Annotated in this window: 23 protein-coding genes; 8 read left to right on the top strand and 15 right to left on the bottom strand. The window is 67.3% G+C overall.

The features are described from left to right. Positions 1–158 precede the first annotated feature (158 nt). From L0D17_RS09300 to bshA, 3 genes are read left to right on the top strand one after another with little or no spacing between them, the layout of a single operon-like run. The gene (locus L0D17_RS09300; RefSeq protein ID WP_243094886.1) at positions 159–701 is read left to right on the top strand and encodes a hypothetical protein; all 543 of its coding nucleotides are present in this window, start codon (positions 159–161) and stop codon (positions 699–701) included. Beyond that, positions 698–1,804 (top strand): LptF/LptG family permease, encoded by a 1,107-nt coding sequence (locus tag L0D17_RS09295; RefSeq protein WP_243094885.1) that lies wholly within the window; start codon positions 698–700, stop codon positions 1,802–1,804. The genes L0D17_RS09300 and L0D17_RS09295 overlap by 4 nt, the downstream gene beginning before the upstream one ends. 56 nt (positions 1,805–1,860) lie before the next feature. After that, on the top strand, positions 1,861–2,958 hold the full coding sequence (bshA, locus tag L0D17_RS09290) for an N-acetyl-alpha-D-glucosaminyl L-malate synthase BshA (RefSeq protein WP_243094889.1): 1,098 nt from the start codon (positions 1,861–1,863) through the stop codon (positions 2,956–2,958). Positions 2,959–2,979: 21 nt separating this feature from the next. On the opposite strand, the gene lon is transcribed toward bshA, so the two are convergent. Beyond that, positions 2,980–5,394 carry an endopeptidase La gene (lon, locus tag L0D17_RS09285; RefSeq protein WP_243094884.1) on the bottom strand — a complete coding sequence of 805 codons (2,415 nt, stop codon included), beginning with the start codon at positions 5,392–5,394 and terminating at the stop codon, positions 2,980–2,982. Between the two features lie 114 nt (positions 5,395–5,508). Between lon and L0D17_RS09280 the strand changes: the two genes are divergently transcribed. After that, positions 5,509–6,333 (top strand): DUF1517 domain-containing protein, encoded by an 825-nt coding sequence (locus tag L0D17_RS09280; protein WP_243094883.1) that lies wholly within the window; start codon positions 5,509–5,511, stop codon positions 6,331–6,333. 8 nt (positions 6,334–6,341) lie between these two features. On the opposite strand, the gene L0D17_RS09275 is transcribed toward L0D17_RS09280, so the two are convergent. Next, positions 6,342–7,274 (bottom strand): L-lactate dehydrogenase, encoded by a 933-nt coding sequence (locus L0D17_RS09275; protein ID WP_243094882.1) that lies wholly within the window; start codon positions 7,272–7,274, stop codon positions 6,342–6,344. A gap of 15 nt (positions 7,275–7,289) precedes the next feature. Here L0D17_RS09275 and L0D17_RS09270 point away from each other — a divergent pair, with 15 nt between their 5' ends. From L0D17_RS09270 to L0D17_RS09260, 3 genes are read left to right on the top strand one after another with little or no spacing between them, the layout of a single operon-like run. Continuing rightward, entirely contained in the window at positions 7,290–8,228 is a 939-nt protein-coding gene (locus tag L0D17_RS09270) for an alpha/beta hydrolase (RefSeq protein WP_243094881.1), read from the top strand. Beyond that, positions 8,225–8,899: a TerC family protein gene (locus L0D17_RS09265; RefSeq protein ID WP_243094880.1), complete on the top strand. Its 675-nt coding sequence runs from the start codon at positions 8,225–8,227 to the stop codon at positions 8,897–8,899. Before L0D17_RS09270 ends, L0D17_RS09265 begins: the two co-directional genes overlap by 4 nt. Continuing rightward, positions 8,892–9,416, top strand: a complete 525-nt coding sequence (locus tag L0D17_RS09260; RefSeq protein WP_243094879.1) for a class I SAM-dependent methyltransferase — start codon at positions 8,892–8,894, stop codon at positions 9,414–9,416. The genes L0D17_RS09265 and L0D17_RS09260 overlap by 8 nt, the downstream gene beginning before the upstream one ends. Here L0D17_RS09260 and L0D17_RS09255 read toward each other — a convergent pair. Further along, positions 9,406–11,391, bottom strand: coding sequence for a (Fe-S)-binding protein (locus L0D17_RS09255; RefSeq protein ID WP_243094878.1), 1,986 nt, complete (start codon positions 11,389–11,391; stop codon positions 9,406–9,408). The genes L0D17_RS09260 and L0D17_RS09255 overlap by 11 nt on opposite strands. A gap of 74 nt (positions 11,392–11,465) precedes the next feature. Here L0D17_RS09255 and L0D17_RS09250 point away from each other — a divergent pair, with 74 nt between their 5' ends. Continuing rightward, on the top strand, positions 11,466–11,666 hold the full coding sequence (locus tag L0D17_RS09250; RefSeq protein ID WP_039459178.1) for a hypothetical protein: 201 nt from the start codon (positions 11,466–11,468) through the stop codon (positions 11,664–11,666). Here L0D17_RS09250 and L0D17_RS09245 read toward each other — a convergent pair. The 12 genes from L0D17_RS09245 to L0D17_RS09190 form a co-directional block, all read right to left on the bottom strand. Further along, positions 11,645–12,100 carry a divergent PAP2 family protein gene (locus L0D17_RS09245; RefSeq protein WP_243094877.1) on the bottom strand — a complete coding sequence of 152 codons (456 nt, stop codon included), beginning with the start codon at positions 12,098–12,100 and terminating at the stop codon, positions 11,645–11,647. The genes L0D17_RS09250 and L0D17_RS09245 overlap by 22 nt on opposite strands. Then, on the bottom strand, positions 12,084–12,935 hold the full coding sequence (locus L0D17_RS09240; RefSeq protein WP_243094876.1) for a bifunctional 5,10-methylenetetrahydrofolate dehydrogenase/5,10-methenyltetrahydrofolate cyclohydrolase: 852 nt from the start codon (positions 12,933–12,935) through the stop codon (positions 12,084–12,086). Before L0D17_RS09240 ends, L0D17_RS09245 begins: the two co-directional genes overlap by 17 nt. A 1-nt stretch (position 12,936) precedes the next feature. After that, complete coding sequence (nusB, locus tag L0D17_RS09235) at positions 12,937–13,392, bottom strand: transcription antitermination factor NusB (RefSeq protein ID WP_243094875.1); 456 nt, start codon at positions 13,390–13,392, stop codon at positions 12,937–12,939. Beyond that, positions 13,385–13,714 carry an Asp23/Gls24 family envelope stress response protein gene (locus tag L0D17_RS09230; protein WP_039459172.1) on the bottom strand — a complete coding sequence of 110 codons (330 nt, stop codon included), beginning with the start codon at positions 13,712–13,714 and terminating at the stop codon, positions 13,385–13,387. The genes nusB and L0D17_RS09230 overlap by 8 nt, the downstream gene beginning before the upstream one ends. A gap of 12 nt (positions 13,715–13,726) precedes the next feature. Then, on the bottom strand, positions 13,727–15,064 hold the full coding sequence (gene accC, locus L0D17_RS09225) for an acetyl-CoA carboxylase biotin carboxylase subunit (protein ID WP_039459169.1): 1,338 nt from the start codon (positions 15,062–15,064) through the stop codon (positions 13,727–13,729). Continuing rightward, positions 15,061–15,558 carry an acetyl-CoA carboxylase biotin carboxyl carrier protein gene (gene accB, locus L0D17_RS09220; protein WP_243094874.1) on the bottom strand — a complete coding sequence of 166 codons (498 nt, stop codon included), beginning with the start codon at positions 15,556–15,558 and terminating at the stop codon, positions 15,061–15,063. Before accB ends, accC begins: the two co-directional genes overlap by 4 nt. A gap of 112 nt (positions 15,559–15,670) precedes the next feature. Beyond that, positions 15,671–16,225 carry an elongation factor P gene (efp, locus tag L0D17_RS09215; protein WP_039459166.1) on the bottom strand — a complete coding sequence of 185 codons (555 nt, stop codon included), beginning with the start codon at positions 16,223–16,225 and terminating at the stop codon, positions 15,671–15,673. Continuing rightward, on the bottom strand, positions 16,222–17,124 hold the full coding sequence (locus tag L0D17_RS09210) for a quinate 5-dehydrogenase (RefSeq protein WP_243094873.1): 903 nt from the start codon (positions 17,122–17,124) through the stop codon (positions 16,222–16,224). The genes efp and L0D17_RS09210 overlap by 4 nt, the downstream gene beginning before the upstream one ends. 6 nt (positions 17,125–17,130) lie before the next feature. Further along, positions 17,131–17,295, bottom strand: coding sequence for a hypothetical protein (locus tag L0D17_RS09205; RefSeq protein WP_200883392.1), 165 nt, complete (start codon positions 17,293–17,295; stop codon positions 17,131–17,133). A gap of 12 nt (positions 17,296–17,307) precedes the next feature. Beyond that, positions 17,308–18,192 (bottom strand): alpha/beta hydrolase family protein, encoded by an 885-nt coding sequence (locus L0D17_RS09200; protein ID WP_243094872.1) that lies wholly within the window; start codon positions 18,190–18,192, stop codon positions 17,308–17,310. Positions 18,193–18,220: 28 nt separating this feature from the next. Beyond that, a complete protein-coding gene (speB, locus tag L0D17_RS09195; protein WP_039459155.1) occupies positions 18,221–19,102 on the bottom strand; it encodes an agmatinase in 882 nt (293 codons plus the stop codon). A 5-nt stretch (positions 19,103–19,107) separates the two neighbouring features. After that, positions 19,108–20,433 carry a M20/M25/M40 family metallo-hydrolase gene (locus L0D17_RS09190; RefSeq protein ID WP_039459153.1) on the bottom strand — a complete coding sequence of 442 codons (1,326 nt, stop codon included), beginning with the start codon at positions 20,431–20,433 and terminating at the stop codon, positions 19,108–19,110. Position 20,434 lies beyond the last annotated feature (1 nt).

The following is a 20,434-nucleotide window of genomic DNA, read 5'->3' as shown; positions in this document are numbered from 1 at the left end:
AGGCGCGGAAGTCCCTTGGGGTTATGCCCTATGGAGGTTTTGACGTGTACATAGCACGGACCCTTACACATAAATCCTTACACGACCCTAAAAGGTGTGCGGCTCGCCCAAGGAAGGCTACGGGCCGAGGCGGAAAGCGTCCTCCTGGAGCGCCCCCCTTGGGCCAAGGGGTCTATCTGGAATCCCCCGCCTACCGCTTGAAAGCGGAAGAGGCCCGCTTCAACCAAAGGGAAGCCCTCCTAAAGGGGTTTTTGGCCACCCCGTGCCCCTGCGGGGAGGACGTGCGCCTCTCCATGGGGGAGGCCCGGTTTGACGTGGCCACCGGGGAACTGGTGGGGGAGGCCAGCCTGGGCCTTTGGAACCTGGAAATCCCCATCGGGGAAGCCCGGGCCAACGCCGACTTCAAGGGGCTACGGGCGGAAAGGGCCCTTGCCCTCTTCGCCGAGGAGGTGGTGGTCCTAAAGGGCAAGGTCCAGGCGGACAGCCCCAGGCTCCAGGCGGAAACCCTAGTGGTGGACCTCAAAGGGCGGGAAGCCCTGGCCTTGGGAAGCTTCACCTACCAAGAGGGTAAAGCCACCCTCCGGGGACAAGGGGCTTCCGCTAGGCTCCACCTCCGCTTCCAGAGCGGTAAGGTCCTGGCCTCCACCAGGGTACCCGAGGGAGCCTTGCGCCTTGTCGCCTACGCCAGCCGCCTCCCATGACCCTTTACCGCTACGTCCTGAGGGAAAGCCTCCCCGTCCTCTTCCTGGCCCTCCTTTTCCTCACCGCCGTGTACCTCTTTGGCTTCTTCTATGCCGGGGCCCGGTGGTTGGAAGGGGTGCCCCTACTGAAGGTCTTCCGCTGGCTTTCCTACCACGTGCCCGGGGTCTTGGTCCAGGTCTTCCCCATCGCCACCGTGGTGACCACGGTCCTGGTCTTCGGCCGGCTTTCGGCGGAGGGAGCCCAGTTCGCCCTCCTTTCGGGGGGCATCCCCCTCCACCGGGCCGCCCTACCCCTCCTGGTCGTGGGAGGAGCGCTCTCGGGGGCGGCCCTTTACCTCCAGGAGTACCTGGTGCCCCACTACAACGAGCGGGTGCGGGTGGCCTGGTGGGACGAGATCCACACCCAAGGGGCAGGGCTCCACCGGCTCGTGGGGCTCCAGATCCCCATCGGCAAGGGCAAGAGCCTTTACTTTGAGGGCTTTGACTGGCGGACCAAGGAAATGCTCCAGGTGAGGATTAGCGCCTTCCAGGGGGAAGAGGGCACCTTCCTCTTCGCTGAGCGTGGCCGGTGGGAGGGCAAGGTCATCACCCTGGAGGGTTATCGCTACTACCGGGTGGACTTTAAGGAGGTGCCGGGCCTGGAAGGGGCTGAGAACCTCCTCGGCCAGGTGCGCCGCGTCTTCAAGGTGGTGAGCCAAGGGCCCCTTTTGGAGGTGGAGTCGGACCTCTCCCGGTCCCGCGCCATCGCCGACTACGCCGACACCTTTAGCTTCGGCCAGGATAGCCTCTCCGAGGCCTGGAAGAAGGCGCGGGATCCCTTCCTGGCCCCCCTGGAGCGCTGGCGCGCCCGGCTGGAGTTCCACTCCAAGCTGGCCCTGCCCCTCGCCAACCTGGTCCTGGTCCTCCTGGCGGCGGCCATGGCCCTGCGCTATGGGAGGAGCACGGGGCTCGCCTTGGGGATGAGCGTGGTGTTGGCCCTCGCCTACTACGGGACCTTCTTCCTCGGGCGCTCTTTGGCGGGGATTGGGGCTTTACCTCCGGAGCTTGGGGCCTGGGGGGCGAACCTTCTCTTCTTAGCCTTGGGCGCGCGGGCCCTGCGCTAGACTTGGGGCATGGCCTCGAGGATTAGGCCAAGGGAACGAAGGGGAGGGTGCCCCGGGTGAGGCCCCTAAGGCTTGGTGTAGTGGCTTACCCGGGCCTGGGGGGAAGCGGCATCGTGGCCACGGAGCTCGCCCACCGCCTTGCCCGGATGGGCCACCAGGTTTACCTCTTCGCCACGGAGCGCCCCTTCCGCCTGCCCAAGGATAGCCCCGTGGCCTTCATCCCCGTGGACCTGCCCTTTTACCCCGTCTTCCCCGGGCCCCTTTACACCCTGTCCCTGGCGGGGACCTTGGAGCGGGAGGCCAAGCGGCTCGGGCTGGACCTCGTCCACACCCACTACGCCATCCCCCACGCCGCCGCTAGCTATCTGGGCTTGGGCGAGGGCTTTCCCCTGGTGCACACCCTCCACGGCACGGATGTTTCCGTTTTGGGCATGGACCCCGCCTTCCACGGGCCCACGAGGCGGGCCTTGCAGGCGGCCCAGGCCACCACGGCGGTGAGCCTGGCCTTGGCGAAGGAGGCGGAGAGGGCTTTTGGGGTAAAGCCCACGGTGATCCACAACGCCGTGGATCCCGAGCGCTTTTACCCGCGCCCGGAACGTAAGGGGCTCTACACCGAGGAGGGGGAGTGGCTTTTGGTGCACGCCTCCAACTTCCGGCCCATCAAGCGGGTGCCGGACATCGTGCGGGCCTTCGCCAAGGTGCGCCCCAAGGTCAAGGCGCACCTCCTTCTTTTGGGAAAGGGCCCCGAGGAGGCGGAGGCCAGGCGGGTGGCGCGGGAGCTCGGGGTGGAGCCCTGGATCACCTTCCACCCCCCCACGCCCCACCCCGAGGAGGTCCTGGGGGCGGCGGACCTTTTCCTCCTAGCCTCGGAGGAGGAGTCCTTCGGGCAGGCGGCCCTCGAGGCCCTGGCCTGTGGGGTGCCCGTGGTGGCCACGGCGGTGGGCGGGGTGCCGGAGCTCGTCCGGCCAGAGGTGGGAAGGCTGGTGGAGCTCGGGGACCTGGAGGGCTTCGCCGCGGCCATCCTGGAGCTTTTGGCCCACCCCGAGCTCCCCAAGATGCGGCGAAGGGCGCGGGAGTACGCCCAGGAGCGCTTTCACCCTGAGCGCATCACCCGGCAGTACCTGGAGGTGTACGAAAAGGCCCTGGGGAGCTAATCCCTCCAGGGCGCTGGGCCCTTAAGCGTGGGCCACGAGCTCCTTCTTGCGCCCTTTAGCCCTCGTCTTTTGGGCGCGGGCCTCGAGGGCCTTCAAGCCCCCCACCAGAGCCAGGTCCAGGACTTGGTCCAGGTGCTCCGCGAAGTGGAAGGTCATGTTCTGGCGCAAGGGGGCGGGGATGTCCGAGAGGTCCGCCTGGTTGGGCTTGGGCAGGATCACCTCGCGGATCCCGGCCCGCCGGGCCCCCAGGACCTTCTCCTTCACCCCGCCGATGGGCAGGACCCGCCCGGTGAGGGTGATCTCCCCGGTCATGGCGATATCGTGGCGCACGGGCACCTCCGTGAGGGCGGAAACCAAGGCGCTCACGATGGCCACCCCGGCGGAGGGCCCCTCCTTGGGAATGGCCCCGGCGGGCACGTGGATGTGGATGTCCGATTTCTCAAAGCGCTCCAAGGGGATGCCGAAGCGGAGGGCGTTCTTCTTGGCGTAGGAGAGCGCCGCCCGGGCCGACTCCTTCATCACGTCCCCCAGCTGCCCGGTGAGGATCAGGTTGCCCTTGCCGGGCATGACGGACACCTCCACGAACATGATGTCCCCGCCCACGGGGGTGTAGTACATGCCCGTGGCCACGCCCACCTGCGGCTCCCGGGCCTCGGTTTCGGGAAGGAAGCGGGGCGGGCCCAGGTACTTCTCCAGGTCCTTTTCCGTGATGCGCACCCGCTTCTTGGCCTCCTCCAGGATCTGCCGGGCCGCCTTGCGCAAAAGGGCCCCGATCTCCCGCTCCAGCTGCCTCACCCCGGCCTCGCGGGTGTAGTGGGTGATGAGGCGCATGAGGGCGGCCTCCGTCACCACCACCTGCCCTTCGGCCAGGCCCGTTTCCCGAAGCTGCCGGGGCAGGAGGTAGCGCTTGGCGATCTCCAGCTTTTCCTGCTCAATGTAGCTGGTGAACTCAATGGCCTCCATGCGGTCCCAAAGGGGGGCGGGGATGTTCTGGGGGAAGTTGGCGGTGCAGATGAACATCACCTCGCTGAGGTCAAAGGGTACCCCCAGGTAGTGGTCCACGAACTCCTTGTTCTGGGCGGGGTCCAAGACCTCCAGGAGGGCCGCCGCCGGGTCCCCTTGGTAGGAGATGCCAAGCTTATCCACCTCGTCCAGGAGGAAGACGGGGTTCTTGGTGCCCGCCTGCCGCAGGCCCTGGATGATCCGGCCGGGCATGGCCCCGATGTAGGTGCGGCGGTGGCCCCTTATGTCCGACTCGTCCCGCACGCCGCCCAAAGAGATGCGCACGTACTTGCGGCCCAGGGCCTCGGCGATGCTCTTGGCGATGGAGGTCTTCCCCACCCCGGGCGGCCCCACGAAGAGGAGGATGGGCCCCTTGTTCACCTCCTCCTCGGGAATCTCGCCCCTTTTAGCCCGTTCCGCCTTCAGCTTGCGCACCGCCAAGAACTCCAGGACCCGGTCCTTGACCTTCTCCAAGCCGTAGTGGTCCCGCTCCAGGATCTCCTTGGCCCGCTTGAGGTCCAGGTTGTCCTCCGTGCGCTTGTTCCAGGGGAGGTTGACGATCCAGTCCAGGTAGGTGCGGATGACGCTGGCCTCGGCGGAGTCGGGGTGCATGCGGGCGAAGCGGTTGAGCTCCCGCTCCACCTCCTGGCGCACCACCGGGGGCAGGTTGAGCTCCTCCACCTTCCTGCGAAACTCCTCCACCTCCTCTTCCCCTTCCTCCCCGTGGAGCTCCCGCTGGATGGCCTTCATCTGCTCCCGGAGGAAGTACTCCCGCTGGTTGCGGTCAATCTCCTCCTTGACCTGCTGCTGGATGCGCTTTTGCGTCTCGATGAGGTCCAGCTCCGCCTGCAAGAAGACCAGGACCCGCTTGAGCCGCTCCGCCACCTCCGCCGTTTCCAGGACCTTCTGCTTGTCCTCCAGGCGGAAGTCCATGTGGAAGGCGATGTAGTCGGCGAGCTGGGAAGGGTCCTCCAGGTTGAGGATGAACTGGACCACCTCCGGGGGCAGGTACCGCCCCTCCTTGAGGAGGGCCTGGAACTTGTCCTTCACCTCCCGCACCAGGGCCTTGACCAAGGTGGGGTCGCCGGGCTCGTCCGCCAGGACCACCCCCTTGGCCTCGAGGTGGTCCCCCAGGTCCAGCCACTCCGTCACCCGCACCCGGGCGAAGGCCTGCACCAGGACCTGGACGGAGCCGTCCGGGTTCTTGCGCATTTTCAGGATGTTGCAGGCGGTGCCCACCTCGTAGAGGTCGGAGGGCTTGGGGGCCTCCACCTCCTTGTCCTTTTGGCTCACGATGAGAAGCACCCGCTCCCGGGCCAAGGCCTCGTCAATGGCCCGGATGGAGATGGGCCGGCCCGCGTCAATGGGCATGACCATGGTGGGGTAGATGACCGACCCCCGCACGGGGCAGACGGGCAAGGTTTCTGGCAGCATGGTTTCCCTCCTTTGGCTCGTTTCGTCCATAGTCTAAGCCTACCTATGTCAAGTTTACTGCGAACTCCCATTTAGTGCAAAGGGTCCCGAGGCACAAGCGCTTATGCTAGGGCGGTGGCGCGGCTTTGGGTCCTCGTCCTCCTGTTGGGCCTGGCCTTGGGCCAGAAGAGCGGGGGCGGGGTGGGGGGGCGGCCCTACAGCCCAAGCCCCCCGCCCATGGCCCCCGGACCCGCCCCCAGCTACCCGGTGCCGGTGCCCACCTACCCCGGCCCGGTGGTGGTCTACCCCGGGGGCGGGGGCAGCCTGGGCCTGGTACCGGTGGCGGTCTTCCTCGGCCTCGCCTTGGTGGCCTTCCTCATGGTGCGGGGGCTTAGGCGGGCGGGGGAAGGCCAGGGGGCCAGCGCCGCCCGCCTGCGCCTCGCCCTTTTGCAGCGGCCCGAGGTGCAAAGGGCCCTCAGGCGCCTGGCCGAGGAGGCGGACACCACCACGGCCAAGGGGCTTGCCGACCTCCTGGACGAGGCCGCCTTGCTCCTCTTAAGGGAGGAGCCCGCTTGGCGCTTCGCCCGCTACGAGGTGGAAAACGCCTCCGAGGAAGAGGCCTTGGCCCGCTTTGACGCCTGGATGCTGGAGGAGCGGAGCAAGTATGAGGAAACCTTCCGCCACTTTGAGGGGAAGAGGCGGGTGGCGGAGGCCTACCGGGCGAGGCCCGAGCCCGGGGGGCGCTACCTGGTGGTGAGCCTTCTCCTGGCGGACCGCAGGCCCCTCACCCCCAAGCGCCCCTTGGGCCGGGTGGGGGTGAAGGAGGCCCTTTTGGACTTGGCGGGGTCAAGCCCCTTCACCCTCCTCGCCTTCTACCTCTCCTGGACTCCGGAGCGTGAAGAAGAAGCCCTCACCGAGGAGGAGCTCCTCCTCCTCTACCCCGATCTGGAGAAAATCTGAACTTTACGTCAGAACCCCAGGGCGAAAGCCGCTTCTTTCAGAAGCCCTGCGCTTCGCCGCAAAGCCTCCCGCTCCTCGGGGTCTAAGGGCGGGTAAAGGGTTTCCTCCACCCCCTCCGCCCCCAGGATGCGGGGCAGGGAGAGGCTCACCTCCAAAACCCCCTCCACCTCTGCGGTGAAGGTGGCCACGGTGTAAACCCCCTTCTCGTCCGTGAGGATGGCCCGCACCAGACGGGCAAGCCCCGCCCCGATGCCGTAGTAGGTAGCCCCCTTGCCGGCGATGATGCGGTAGGCGGCGTGGCGCACCCCCTCGTCCACCGCCCGGCGCACCTCCTCTGTGAGGGGGCAGCCCCGGGCCTGGGCGAAGGCCTCGAGGGGAACCCCACCCACCTGGGCGCTGGACCAGACCAAAACCTCCGAGTCCCCGTGCTCCCCCACCACGTAGGCATGGATGGACTGGGGGGCCACCTTGAGGTGCTCCGCCAGAAGCGCCCGAAAGCGGGCCGTGTCCAGGATGGTCCCCGAACCCACCACCCGGCCTGGGGGCAGGCCGGAGAGGCGGTAGGCCACCTGGGTCATCACGTCCACGGGGTTGGTGGCCACGAGAAGGATGGCCTCGGGGGCAGCGCGCACCACCTTGGGCACGATCTGGGCAAAGACCTGGGCGTTCCGATCCAGGAGCTGGAGCCGCGTCTCCCCAGGCCGCTGCGCCACCCCCGCCGCGAGGATCACCACCTTGGCCCCCGCCAAGGCGGCGTAATCCCCTGGGCGCACCCAGACCGGGTGGGCGAAGGGCGTGGCGTGGAGGATGTCCTCCGCATGAGCCCGGGCCAAGGCCTCGTCCAGGTCCACCAGGACCACCTCCCGCGCCACCCCGAGCAGGGCCACGGCGTAGGCGGCGGCGCTCCCCACCATGCCGGAACCCACAATGCCCACCTTCATGGTTAGAGTATAGCCGTGGTACGGGTAGGCCAAAGGCACGTCACCTTCTACCCTCCCGAAGGGGCCAAGGCCCTCATCGGAGACTTCACCGACTGGGAGCGAAACCCCATCCCCCTGGAGGGCCCCCTCACCCTGGAGTTCCCGGAAGGGGCCTATGTGGAGTACGCCTTCTTGGACCAGGAAGGGAAGCCCTTCCCCGACCCCGACAACCCCGAGCGGGCGGAAAACCCCTGGTGGACCTACCCCCGGGCCATACGGCTTCCCGGCTTTCGCTACGAGGCACCCCCCGAGCCCCAAGCAGAGCCCCGGGTGGCCCGGCACCGCATGGAGGAAAGGCGCTACTACGTGGCCGAAACCGGGCCCTCCCCCAAGGCCACGGTGGTGGCCCAGGACGGGGTGGCCTTCTACCGCACCGCCGGGCTCCACAAGGTGGCCCAGGCCCTCCTGGAGCGGGCGGAGATTCCCCCGGTGCGCCTGGTCTTTGTGGAGCCCATAGACCGGAGCCGGGAATACCGCTTCTCCGAGGCCTACGAGGAGGAGTTCCACGCCATCTTGGCCGAGGTGGAAAGGACCTATGGCCCCCTGGGGGAGGTGGTCCTGGTGGGGGCCTCCTTGGGGGGGCTTTTCTCCCTGTGGCAGGCCTGGCGCCACCCAGGGCGCTTCCCCAAGGTCCTCGCCCTCTCCCCCGCCCTCAAGGCCCACCCCGGGGGGATGGACGCCTACCGGGACGAGGAGTGGCTTCCCGCCCGCTTCGCCGAGGCGGAACGCCTGCCCCGCATCTACCTGGAGGTGGGGCTATTGGAGTGGCTCCTTGGGCCCAACCGCCGCTTCGCCGCCCTCCTGGCCGACCGGAAAGCGCCCCACGCCTACCGCGAGCGCCCCTCGGGGCACAACTGGGTCACCTGGAAGCAGGCCCTGGCCCCTGGGCTTCGCTACCTGCTGGGGGAAGGATGAGCCTCGAGGCCCTCCTCGTCCTCCTCTCCGTGGCCGCCTTGGAGGCGCTCCTTTCCGGGGACAACGCCTTGGTCCTTGCGGTGATGGTGAAGCCCCTCCCGCCCCACCTAAGGCGGCGGGCCCTTTTTTATGGGATCCTCGGGGCCTACGTCCTTCGGGGCCTCGCCCTCCTCTTCGCCGTCTACCTCATCCAGCTCTGGTGGGTGGAGATCCTGGGGGGGCTTTACCTCCTCCACCTCATGCATCAACACTTCCGGGACCACGGGGAGGCCAAGCCCCTCCCCGAGGCCGCCGCCCGGGAGTTTTGGCGGGTGGTCCTCCTCATCAACCTGGTGGACTTGGCCTTCGCCGTGGACTCCATCCTGGCGGTGGTGGCCTTCTCCAAGGAGCTTGTCCTGGTGTTTTTGGGCGTGGCCTTGGGCATCCTCTTCATCCGCCTTTTGGCCAGCAGCGTGGTAGCCCTCATGGAGCGGTTCCCCGGGCTGGAAAAGGTGGCCTACGCCCTGGTGGGCTGGGCGGGGGTAAAGCTTCTCCTGGAGGGCGAAGCCACCCTGGCCCACCTCCTCCACCGCCCCGAGCTCGCCCTGGAACTTCCCAAGGTCCTCTTCTGGAGCGGCACCTTCCTTATCCTCCTCGTGGGAAGCTTCCTCGCCTTCCGCCGCCGTGCCTAGGGACTGGGACGCCTTCTACCAAGAAGCACAGGACCGCCCCCCCGCCTTCGTGGTCCGGGCCTATGGGCCCTTTGTGCCGGAAGGCCCAATCTTGGACCTGGCGGGGGGCCTGGCGCGGAACGCCCGGTATTTCCTCGGGAGGGGCCACCCCGTGGTCCTGGTGGAGAAAAGCCGGGTGGCCCTAGGGCGCCTAAAGGGCACCCCGGGCCTCACCCTGGTGGAAGGAGACCTCGAGGCCAACCCCACCCTCCCCCAAGGCCCCTTCGCCGGCATCGTCCTCGCCTATTACGTGAACCGGCCCCTCCTCCGCTCCCTCGCCCCCCTCCTCCGCCCCGGGGGGCTCCTCCTGGTGGAGGGCTTCACCCAGGAGGAGGCGAGGCGCCGGGGCAAGGAGGGTAGCCCCTTCTACTGGGGCCCTTACGAACTCCTAACCCCTCCCCCTGGCCTCGCCCTAAGGGCCTACGGGGAGGGGTGGCGGGAGGGCTACCGGGCCTTCGCCGTCTACCTCAGGCCTTGAGGGCCTTGGCCACCAGCTCGGCGATGTCCAGCACCTCGGGGGCGTTTGCGTCCTGGGCGGTTTCCACGCTCATCATGGCCATGCAGAAGGGGCAACCCGTGGCGATGACCTCGGCCCCCGTGGCCCTGAGTTCCTGGTAGCGGTTCTCGGAAACCCGCATGGCCCCGGGCTCCTCCTCCTTCCAGAACTGGGCCCCGCCCGCCCCGCAGCAGAAGCTCCGCTCCCGGCTCCTCGGCGGCTCAGCCACGGCCAGGCCCACCCCCTTGAGCACCTCCCGGGGGGCCTCGTAGACCCCGTTGTGGCGGCCCAGGTAGCAGGGATCGTGGAAGACCACCTTGCGGGTCTCCTCGTTCACCCGAAGCCTCCCCGAGCGTAAAAGCTCGGCGATGAACTCCGAGTGGTGGACCACCCGGTAGTTTCCGCCGAAGTCCGGGTACTCGTTCTTAAGGGTGTGGAAGCAGTGGGGGCAGGTGGTGACAATGGTCTTGGGAGCCACCTGGTTCAGGGTTTCCACGTTCTCCGTGGCCAGCTGGAAGAAGAGGTACTCGTTCCCCGCCCGCCTCGCCGCATCCCCCGTGCACTTTTCCTTCCGGCCCAAGACCGCCCAGTCCACCCCGCTGGCGTGGAGGATCTCCACCATGCTCCGGGCGATCTTCTGCGCCCTCGGGTCGTAGCTGGGGGCGCACCCCACCCAGTAGAGGACCTCGGGGTTCGGCTTTTCCTCCACCGTGGGCACGCTAAGCCCCTCGGCCCAGTCCAGGCGCTTGTCCTGGCCGATGCCCCAGGGGTTGCCCGAGCGCTCCATGCCCCGGAAGGCGTTGTTGAGCTCCTGGGGGAAGGCTCCTTCCATGAGCACCTTGGCCCGGCGCACGTCCAGGATGTGGAGCATCTGCTCGTTGCCCACGGGGCAGACCTCCACGCAGGCCATGCAGGTGGTGCAGGCCCAAAGGGCTTCCTCGTTCAGGGCGAAGTCCATGAGGGGCCTGGGGCTTTCCTTGCCCGCGGCGAAGTCCTTTAGGATCTCGTTGAGCTCGTAGCGCTCGGAGATGAGGATGGCGGCGGGGCTTAAGGCCTTGCCCGTGGTGTAGGCGGGGCAGGCCTCCTGGCAGCGGTTGCACATGATGCAGGCGTAGGCGTCCAGAAGGCGCTTCCAGGAAAGGTCTTCCAGCTTTTCCGCTCCGAACTTCTCCTCCTCCTTCTCAAAGTCCAAGGGCAGAAGCGCCCCCGGCCTCTCCTTGCGGAAGGCCAGGTTGATGGGGGCCATGAGGAGGTGGATGTGCTTGGAGCGGGGGAAGTAAGGGAGGAAGAGGAGGATGGAGCCCAAGGCGCCCCACCAGAAGAAGTGTTCCAGGAAGGTCAACTGGGATGGGGAAAGCCCCGCCAAGGCCTGGCCCAGGGCGCTGGCCACGGGCTGGAAGGGGTCGGGGCCTTCCTGGGCGAGGCTCGCCGCCTTGGAGAGGAGGCGGCTTCCCACGTGGAAGGTGATGAAGGCCCCCACGATGGCGGAGTCCTTGGGGATGCCCTGGCGCACCTTCTCGTGCAGGGGAACATTGGGGTTCCAGGTGAAGTCCTTGGGGGCCACCACGTAGCGCCGGAGCATGAGGCCCAGGATGCCCACCAGGATGAGGGCGGTGAGGAGGTCGGCGAGGAGGTTGTAGGGGTTCCAGAGGCCGCCTCGGGCGTGGAGGGGAAAGTAGCCCTCCAAAAGGTCCACCAGGTTCACCAGGAGATAGTAGACGAAGCCGTAGAAGACGAAGGCGTGGAGGAGGGAAACGAGGGGCCTTCGCTTGAAGACGGTCTCTTGGGTGAGGACGGCCCAGATGGCCCTTCCAAAGCGTTCCGGCAGGCGGTCAAACCGGTCCTCGGGCCGCCCTCGCCGGATGGCCAGGTACACCCGGCGGAAGCCGGTGTAGGCGTGGTAAAGGCTTACCGCCGCCACCAGGAGGAAGAGGATTTTTTCCGCTAGGGTCAACATGGAAGCTCCCTCCTTATACTCGGTAAAAGTTTACCCCATTCCCCGCCCATGGCAAGAGCGTACAATGGAGCCCCGTGGAAACCGTAGCCTTGGCGGTTCTGCTCCTCTTCGGGCTTTTGAACCTCTTCGTCTTCCACCGCTTCCGAAAGCCCCTCTTGCCCCTGGTTCTGGTCCTCTTCCTGAGCCTTTTCGTCTTCTTTCTGGCCCCGGTTTTGGGCCTTCTCGTCTTTCTGCTAGGCCAAACCCTGGCCTTTTACGCCGCCGGGAAGAGGTGATAGCTGAGGAAGGCCACCAAGGCCCCCAGGAGGGCCCCCACCAGGACCTCGAGGTAGGTGTGGCCAAGAAGCTCCTTCAAGGGCTCGGGGGCGGGGTCTTTTTCCAGGACCTTCTGGAGCTCCTGGACGAGCTGGTTGAGGAGTTGGGCGTGAAGCCCAGCGGCGCGGCGAATGCCGGTGGCGTCGTACATGACGATGAGGGCGAAGACGGCGGCCACGGCGAAAAGGGAGCTGCCAAACCCCTCCTCCAGGCCCACGGCCACCGCCAAGGCGCTCACCGTGGCGGAGTGGGAGCTCGGCATCCCCCCGGTTTCCAAAAAGCGCTCCCACTGGAAGCGGCCCTCCAGGAGGTAGTAGAGGAAAAGCTTCAGGGTCTGGGCCAGGAAGTTGGCCAGGATGGCGGTCCAGAATACCTGGTTATGAAGAAGCTCCATGCCGCCTCAGGAGGGCCGCCTTCAAGGTGTTGGCCATGAGCATGGCCACGGTCATGGGACCCACGCCCCCGGGGACGGGCGTCAGGGCGGAGGCCACCTCCGCCACCTCGGGGTGGACGTCCCCAAGGAGCCTCCCCTCCACCCGGTTCACCCCCACGTCCACCACGATGGCGCCGGGGCGGACCCACTCCTTGCGCACCAGGTGGGGCCGACCCACGGCCACCACCAGGACCTCCGCCCGGCGCGTCACCTCGGGGAGGCCCTCCGTCTTGGAGTGGGCCACGGTGACCGTGGCGTCCTCCCGCAGAAGAAGCCCGGCCAAGGGCTTCCCCACGATGTTGGAGCGGCCCAGGACCACCACCTCCTTGCCCCGTAGCGGCACCCCATGGTGCTGGAGGAGACGGAGGATGCCTAAGGGGGTGCAGGGGAAAAGCCCTTCCCCCCCGCTCCAAAGCCGCCCCACGTTCACCGGGTGGAAGCCGTCCACGTCCTTCAGGGGGTGGATGGCCTCGAGGACCCGCTCCGCGCGGATGTGGGGAGGAAGGGGAAGCTGCACCAGGATCCCGTCCACCTCCTCGTCGGCGTTGAGCTCGGCGATGCGGGAAAGAAGGGCCTCCTCCGGGAAGTCCTCGGGGTAGACCTCCACCTGGCTCTTAAACCCAAGCTCCCGGGCCCGCTTGTCCTTGAGCCGCACGTAGGACACCGAGGCCGGGTCCTCCCCCAACCGGATCACCCGCAAGGAGGGAACGAAGGAAAGGGCGGCGAGCTTCTTTCGGAGTTCGGCGTAGACCGCCTCCGCCACCTCGTGGCCGGAAAGCGTACGGGCTAGGGTCATCCTAAGCCTCCTTGGCCACGGCCTTAAGCTCCCCCTCCTGGATCCGCCGGTAAAGGCGGCCCAGCACCCCATTGACGAAGGCCCCGGAGTGCTCCCCACCGTAGCGGTTGGCGATCTTCACCGCCACCTCAATGAGGGGGGCAAAGGGGGTGGGCTCGTGGAGCATCTCGTAGGTGGCCAGGCGGAGTACGGTGAGGTCGGTCTTGGACATCTGGGCGAAGTCCCAACCCTCCACCGTTTCCCCAAGCACCCGGTCCACCTCGTCTTGGTGGGCCTTGTATCCCTCCAGGAGCCGCCTGGCAAAGGCGATCCCCTCCTCGTCCAGGGCGTCCCCGTACGGGTCGTCCTCCCCGCCCATCTCCTCCAGGGCGTGGCGGAAGGCCTCCTCCAGGTCCACGCCCCCTTGGGTGTGGGCGAAGAGGGCGCGCATGGCCAGCTCCCGCGCCCGCCTAAGCATGGACCTCCTTGCGGTACTCCACCTGGGCCACGGTGAGGTTCACCGCCTTCACCGCCTCCCCGGTGGCCAGGAATAGGGCCTCGGCCACCGCCTTTTGCACGGACTGGGCCAGCTCCGGGATGGCCAGGCCGTAGTCCACGGAAAGGACCAGGTCCACCACGAGCCCCTCCGGGGTCCTTTCCACCTTCACCGGCTTGACGCGGCGGAAGACCTCCCCCAAGGAGCGGGGGGCGGCTTCCCAGGGCCGCACCCCCTCCAGGCCTTCCAAGGCGTGGAGGACCAGGGCCTCGAGGGCATGGTCGCTGATCTCGTAATCCACCATCACACGCCCAGTCTACATCTCCATCCGCCGGGCCACGAAGTTGGTGTAGACCGCCCCGCGGCGGAAGAAAGCGTTTTGCATCACCTTCTGGTGGAAGGGGATGGTGGTCTTGAGCCCCGGGCCCTCAATCACCGTCTCGGAAAGGGCCCGCTCCATGCGGCGGATGGCCTCCTCCCGGGTGGGGGCCCAGGCGATGATCTTGGCGATGAGGCTGTCGTAATGGGGCGGGATCTGGTAGCCGGCGTAGAGGTGGCTGTCCACCCGGACGCCGGGCCCCCCGGGGAAAAGAAGGGTTTCCACCTTGCCGATGGAGGGCCTGAAGCCCTTCTCCGGGTCCTCGGCGTTCACCCGCACCTCTATGGCGTGGCCCCGGACCCCTATCTCCTCCTGCTTCAGCCAAAGCTTCTCCCCCTGGGCGATACGGAACTGGGCTTGGACCAGGTCTATCCCCGTGATCATCTCGGTCACGGGGTGCTCCACCTGGATGCGGGTATTCATCTCAATGAAGTAGAAGTTCCCCTCCTTGTCCACCAAGAACTCCAGGGTGCCCGCGGACACGTAGCCCACGTGGGCCGCCAGGCGCACCGCCGCCTCGGCGATGGCCTTGCGGGTCTCGTAGGGAAGGATGCTCGGGGCCTCCTCCAAAAGCTTCTGGTGGCGGCGCTGGATGGAGCAGTCCCGCTCCCAGAGGTGGACCACCCGCTCCCCGTCCCCCAGGACCTGGATCTCTATGTGCTTGGGCTCCTCAATGTACTTCTCCAGGTAGACGGCGGGGTTGCCGAAGGCGGCCCGGGCCTCCTCCTGGGCCTGCTGCACCGCCCGCTCCAGCTCCTCCTCCGTGTGCACCACCCGCATGCCCCGGCCGCCCCCCCCGGCGGAGGCTTTCAGGATCACGGGGTAGCCGATCTCCAAGGCCGCCCGCTTGGCCTCCTCCACGCTCCCCACCTCGTCGGTGCCGGGCACCGTGGGCACCCCCGCCTCCCGGGCCACCTTGCGGGCCGTGGCCTTGTCCCCCAGGGCCCGCATGTTCTCCGGGGTGGGGCCGATGAAAGTGATGCCATGCTCCCGGCACATCTCGGCAAAGGTGGCGTTTTCCGCAAGAAAGCCGTAGCCCGGGTGGATGGCATCCGCCCCGGTGACGATGGCGGCGGAGAGGAGGTTGGGGATGTTCAGGTAGCTCTGGCCCGAGGGGGGTGGGCCGATGCAGATGGCCTCGTCCGCCAGGAGGACGGGCAGGCTCTTCTCGTCCGCGGTGGAATGGGCCACCACCGTTTTAATGCCGAGCTCCTTGGCGGCCCGGATGATCCGTAAGGCGATCTCGCCCCGGTTGGCGATGAGGACCTTTTTCATACCGGCTGGATGAGGAAGAGGGGCTGGCCGTACTCCACGGGCTCCCCGTTTTGCACCAGGATCTTCTTCACGATCCCGGAAACCTCCGACTCAATCTCGTTCATGAGCTTCATGGCCTCAATGATGCAGAGGACCTGGCCCTTCTCCACCCGGTCCCCCTCCTTCACGTAGGGGGGGGCATCGGGGGCCGGGGCCCGGTAGAAGGTGCCCACGATGGGGGCGCGGATCTCCACGCACCCGGCGCACTCGTCCTCCTTGGGAGGCGCCTTGGGGGCCTCCGCCGGGGTGGAGGCGGGGGGCGGGGGGGGTGGGGGAACCTCCGCCTGGGGTAGGGGGGCCAGGGCCTGGGCCGGGGCTGGGGCAGGCACCGCCACCACCTGCACCTCCCCCCCACGCCGCACGGTGAGCTTGTAGTCGGGGGTTTCCAGGGTGAGCTCGCTCACCCCGTGCTCCACCAAAGCCTGCAGGATCTGCTTGAGCTCCTTGGGCGTCATAGGGGCACCTCGTGGCATAAAGCTTACCTTATGGTCGGCAAGGGCCACGCCTGCTTAGACCAGGTCAAAACGTGGAGGGGCCCGGGTGTCCCCGGGCCCCCCTTCCCCTCCCTCAAGCCCGGCCCACGTACTGGCCGGTGCGGGTGTCCACCTTGATAACCTCCCCCGGCTCCACAAACAGGGGGACCTGCACCACCGCCCCGGTTTCCAGGGTGGCGGGCTTGGAGCCCCCGGAAACCGTATCCCCCCGCACCCCGGGGGGCGTGTCCACCACCTTGAGCTCCACCACCGTGGGTGGGGTGATTTTGAGGGGGCGGCCCTCGTACATGTCCCCCAGCACGGTCATCCCCTCCTTGAGGAAGCGGGCCGCCTCCACCCGGTCTTTGGGCACGTGGAACTGCTCGTAGGTTTCCAGGTCCATGAAGACGAGCTCGTCTCCTTCGGGGTAGAGGTACTGGAGCTCGCGGGTTTCCACGTAGATGTCCTCCAACTTCTCCCCCGAGTTGAAGGTGCGCTCAATGGTGGCCCCGGTTTCCAAGTTCTTGAACCTGGCCACCACCTTGGCCCCCCCGCGGCCGATCTTCTGGTGCTGGTATTCCACGCACTCAAAGAGGCCGCCCTCCATCTTCACCTTGGTTCCGGGTCGTAGGTCGGTCACGCTGATCATGCTTCCTCCTGCAGGTCCAAGACCTGGGGCTTAAGCCCTAAGAGGTCAATATACCGAAGGTAATCCGCCTCGGTGAGCTCCCGCCCCGCCAAGGCCACCAAGAGGGCCTCCATGACGTTGGTGCCAAAGCTCCGGCCGTTCAGGCGGGGGGTGGTGGTGATGAGGCGCCTCACGCCCCGCGCCCTTAGGAAGGCCACGTCCTCGAGGGTGGTGGTGTTGGTGAGCACGGTCTTCCCCCGCATGTCCTCAGGCATATAGCGGCGGATGTAATGCCAGTCCCCGGCCACCAAATCGGCCCAACCGTAGTAGCGGCTCCGCCAGTCCACCCTGCCGCCTTCCTGCTTCTCCCCCGTGGGGTAAAGGAGGTGAAAGGGTAGCTGGGTGAGGAGGGGAAGGAGGAGGTAAGCGAGCTTCTGCAAAAAGGAAAGGCTATAGAGGGGGATGGGCAGGCCCAAGGCGAAGATGAAGTCGCCGTAGAGGACCTTGGCCCCCGCCTCCCAAAGGGCCTCCGCCAACCCGAAGCGGTCCACGGCGGAAGGGAGAAGCACCTTGGTGTTCTTCCAGTCTATGAGGGGGGCGAGCTCCCCCACCGCCCGCCGCTCCAGGGTGTGCTTGAGCCCAGAGCCGTCCACCACCGGGGTCTTCCGCGCCGCCTCCTTGAGGCGCTTGGCGTCCTTAATGACGTAGCGCCGGCCCCCGGCCACCAAATAGAGGTCAATCCCCCCAAGGCCGATGGCGTCCACCTGGCCGTCCAACTCCCGGATGAGGGCCACCGCCTTCTTTAGGTCCCCGTCGGTCCCCCGCCGCTCCAAGACCACCTTCTCCCCGATAAGCTCCACCTCCGCCACGGAGTCGCGGCGGCTTGACCCCAGGGAAACGGATACCACGCGCTTGGCCACGGGAAGCTATTCTAGCCGAAGGAGTAGGCCGAGGAGCCAGGCGAAAAGGCCCAGGAGGAGGAAGGCCCCGCTACCCCGCACCCCCAAGACCCGGGCCAAGGCGGCCAGCACCAAAAGGCCAAACCCGACGGCGAAAAGGAGCTTGTCCCAAGCGGCGAAGAAGGCGGCCATACCCCTAAAAGCCTAGCGCAGGACCCGCCTTAAGAAGGCTAAGGCACGCTCCCGGAAGCGGCGGTCCACCTCTCCCTGGAAGAGGTGCCCCCCCGGGTAGCTAAAGCACTCCACGGGCTTGCCCAGGGCCTTAAGCCTCCGGCAAGGCGCCCACGACCACTCAGGGGGAACCTGGGCGTCCTGTAGCCCATGGTGAACGCTGTAGGGCACGGAGAGTTCCGCCAGGTAGGTCCAAGGGGAGGCCTGGCGCAGGACCTCGGGGGAAAGGGTGTAAAGCTCCCCACCCCGCCTGCCCCCGGACCACTGGAGGATCCTCTCCAGGTTACGCCTTTCGTCCCCGCTCATGCTTCCGTAGAGGACCACCCCCTTAAGCTTGGGGTCCACCAGGCTCACCACCTGGGCGATGCCGCCCCCCATGGAGTGGCCGAAGAGGGCGATGCGGGAGGCATCCGCCTGGGGAAAGGCTCCCCGGCGCACCTCGGCCAAAAGGTTTAGGACGTCCACGGCGTAGGCGTGGCGAAGCCCCTGGGCCGGGGCCCCCTCCGAGGGGGGGTGGCCCCGGTAGTTGGGGTGGAGGACCAAGAAGCCCTCCTGGGCAAGCCAGTCGGCGTACCGGGTGGTGTAGGCCAGGAGGCGGTAGCGGCTCGGCTCCACGTAGCCGTGGAGGACCACCACCACGGGGAAGGGCCCCTGGCCCTTGGGGAGGTTGGCGAAGCCGTGGACCCTAAGGCCATCGGAAAGGTGGGAAAACTGCACCCGGGTGAAGCGGGCCCCCTCCTCCAAGACCCGCTCCACCCGGAAGCCCCCCTCCCCGTAGGTCCGGGCCCGAAGCTCGGGGAGGGTGAGGACCTGGGCTAGGGCGGGGGCAAAAAGGAAGAGAAAGAGGCCGAGGCGCATGCCCCAAGGCTACGGGAAGACGCCCTTCCTAACTGTGCTCCCCTTCCGGGGAAAGCCACCGGGCCTGGAGCGCCTTCAGGCCGATGGCGTGGTAGACGAGCTGGGCCGCGGTCATCTCGGCGTGGAACTGGCCGTTAGGGGAAAGCTCCACGAAGTCCATGCCCACCACCTCCTTCTCGGCGAAGACCGCCTCCAGGAGGTCCACCGCCTGGCGGTAGGTGAGCCCCCCGGGCAAGGGGGTGCCCACGCTGGGCATCACCGCGGGGTCCAGGGCGTCAAAGTCAAAGCTGATGTAAACCCGCTTCCCCAAGGCGGCCAGGATCTCCTTTAGGGGAAGCCCCTCTTTGTGCAGCCGGTGGGCGGGGAAAAGGGCCACGCCCCGCTCCCTTGCCAGGCGCAAGGAGTCAAGGTCCATGGCCCTAATCCCCACCTGGACCAGGGGAAACCCCTCCTGGAGGAGGCGGTAAAAGGGGGAGGCGTGGGAGTAAGGAGAACCCTGCCACTCCGGGTAGAGGTCGGCGTGGGCGTCAATGTGGAGGAGGGACAACTCCCCCAAGGCCTCCCGGTGGGCCACGACCAGGGGATGGGTGACCGAATGGTCCCCCCCGAGGGCCACCAGGAACTTCCCCGCCTTCAGGTGGGCCAAAGCCGCCTCCCGGATTAGGCGGTGGCTCGCCTCGGCGCTTCCCGCCACCCAGGGCACGGGCTCGGCGGCGTGGATCCCCGCTTCCTCGGGGGCGATGCCGAGCTCCAGGAGGAAGGGCTCCAGTTCCCGGCTCGCCAGGAGGATGGCCTCGGGGCCCCGGCGGGCGCCGGGGAGGAAGGAAAGGGAAAGATCGTAGGGCACGGGCAGGACCACCACCCGCGCCGCCTCGTAAGGGGTGTCCTGTTCGCCAAAGACGAGGCGCATAGCCTTTAGAGGATACCGAAGAAGCGCTCCATCAGGCGCAGGATGGCCAGGGTGCCCCGCTCAAAGTCCCGGATGCGGATGTGCTCGTTGGGGCTATGCACGCGGCTCCCCGGGTAACCCACCCCCAGGCCCACCGCCGGGGCCTTCAGGTGGTGGAGGAAGGGGTACATGGGGCCGGAGCCCGCCATGTTGGGGTAGAGGACCGCCTTCGCCCCAAAAGCTTCCTCCAACGCCTTCCGCGCCAGGTCCACGAAGGGGTGGGATAAGTCGGAGCGGGCGGGGCGCTCCCCCTTTTCCAGGACCACCACCTCCACGTCGTGGAAGCCTTGGGCCTCGAGGTGGCCCCTTAGGAGCGAGGGTATCTCCTCGGGGTCTTGGTCCGGCACCAGGCGGAAGTCCAGCTTGGCGTAGGCCTCCGCCGGAAGCACGGTCTTGGAACCAGGCCCCCCGTAGCCCGAATGGAAGCCGTTGATGTTCACGCAAGGCTCGGCGTACAGCCTCTGGTTGAACTCCAGGTTCCTGGCCCCGCCCAGGAAGTCCCGCACGCCGAAGGCCTCTTTCAACGCCTCGCTTTCGTCGGGGATCTCCGCCAAGACCTCCAGCTCTAAAGGCGTGAGGGGGCGCACCTTGGCGTAGAAGCCGGGGATCAAGACCCTCCCCTCCTCGTCCCGCAGGGAGGCCAGGGCCCGGCTCAGGCGGTAGATGGGGTTTTCCACCACCGCCCCGTAGGAGGAGTGCAGGTCATAGCGGGCGGTGCGCACCCGTAGCTCCAAGGCCACGATCCCTTTCAGCCCGGCGTAGAGGTAGGGCCGCCCCCTCGCGTCCACCCCGCCCGCCTCCCAGAGGATGGCGTCCGCCTGGAGGCGGGGGGCGTGGGCTTCCACGTAGGCCTCGAGGTGGGGGCTCCCCACCTCCTCCTCCCCCTCCACCACGAACTTCACCCGGGGCAAAAACCCGTGCTTCTCCCGGAAAAGCTTGAGCGCCATAAGCCTGGCCACCAGCTCCCCCTTGTCGTCATGGGTGCCCCGGCCGTACCAGGCTCCGTCCCGCTCCACCAGGGTAAAGGGGTCGCTTTCCCAAAGTTCCAAGGGGTCCGGGGGCTGGACATCGTAGTGGTTGTAAAAAAGAAGGGTCTTCCCCCCCTCCCCGCCCTCGGCGTAGACCACCGGAGGACCATACCCCTCCGCTAGCTCCGCCGTCAGCCCTAGGTCCCTGAAGAGCGCCGCCACCTTTTCCGCCCCCTCGGCCAAGGCCTTGCCCTCGGCGCTCACCGTGGGCAGCGCCACCAGCTCCGCAAGAAGCGCCCTTGCCTCCTCCAAAAAAGGCCTCATG

The sequence above is a fragment of the Thermus thalpophilus genome (genome assembly GCF_022760915.1).
Taxonomy (GTDB): Bacteria; Deinococcota; Deinococci; order Deinococcales; family Thermaceae; genus Thermus; species Thermus thalpophilus.
This window is presented reverse-complemented; position numbering and strand designations above follow the sequence as displayed.

Excerpts from the sequence above, each read along its gene's own strand:
- L0D17_RS09295 (WP_243094885.1), top strand. The coding sequence starts at position 698 with ATGACCCTTTACCGCTACGTCCTGAGGGAAAGCCTCCCCGTCCTCTTC.
- lon (WP_243094884.1), bottom strand. The coding sequence starts at position 5,394 with ATGCTGCCAGAAACCTTGCCCGTCTGCCCCGTGCGGGGGTCGGTCATC.
- L0D17_RS09275 (WP_243094882.1), bottom strand. The coding sequence starts at position 7,274 with ATGAAGGTGGGCATTGTGGGTTCCGGCATGGTGGGGAGCGCCGCCGCC.
- L0D17_RS09265 (WP_243094880.1), top strand. The coding sequence starts at position 8,225 with ATGAGCCTCGAGGCCCTCCTCGTCCTCCTCTCCGTGGCCGCCTTGGAG.
- L0D17_RS09255 (WP_243094878.1), bottom strand. The coding sequence starts at position 11,391 with ATGTTGACCCTAGCGGAAAAAATCCTCTTCCTCCTGGTGGCGGCGGTA.
- L0D17_RS09245 (WP_243094877.1), bottom strand. The coding sequence starts at position 12,100 with ATGGAGCTTCTTCATAACCAGGTATTCTGGACCGCCATCCTGGCCAAC.
- L0D17_RS09240 (WP_243094876.1), bottom strand. The coding sequence starts at position 12,935 with ATGACCCTAGCCCGTACGCTTTCCGGCCACGAGGTGGCGGAGGCGGTC.
- nusB (WP_243094875.1), bottom strand. The coding sequence starts at position 13,392 with ATGCTTAGGCGGGCGCGGGAGCTGGCCATGCGCGCCCTCTTCGCCCAC.
- L0D17_RS09230 (WP_039459172.1), bottom strand. The coding sequence starts at position 13,714 with ATGGTGGATTACGAGATCAGCGACCATGCCCTCGAGGCCCTGGTCCTC.
- accC (WP_039459169.1), bottom strand. The coding sequence starts at position 15,064 with ATGAAAAAGGTCCTCATCGCCAACCGGGGCGAGATCGCCTTACGGATC.
- accB (WP_243094874.1), bottom strand. The coding sequence starts at position 15,558 with ATGACGCCCAAGGAGCTCAAGCAGATCCTGCAGGCTTTGGTGGAGCAC.
- efp (WP_039459166.1), bottom strand. The coding sequence starts at position 16,225 with ATGATCAGCGTGACCGACCTACGACCCGGAACCAAGGTGAAGATGGAG.
- L0D17_RS09205 (WP_200883392.1), bottom strand. The coding sequence starts at position 17,295 with ATGGCCGCCTTCTTCGCCGCTTGGGACAAGCTCCTTTTCGCCGTCGGG.
- L0D17_RS09200 (WP_243094872.1), bottom strand. The coding sequence starts at position 18,192 with ATGCGCCTCGGCCTCTTTCTCTTCCTTTTTGCCCCCGCCCTAGCCCAG.
- speB (WP_039459155.1), bottom strand. The coding sequence starts at position 19,102 with ATGCGCCTCGTCTTTGGCGAACAGGACACCCCTTACGAGGCGGCGCGG.
- L0D17_RS09190 (WP_039459153.1), bottom strand. The coding sequence starts at position 20,433 with ATGAGGCCTTTTTTGGAGGAGGCAAGGGCGCTTCTTGCGGAGCTGGTG.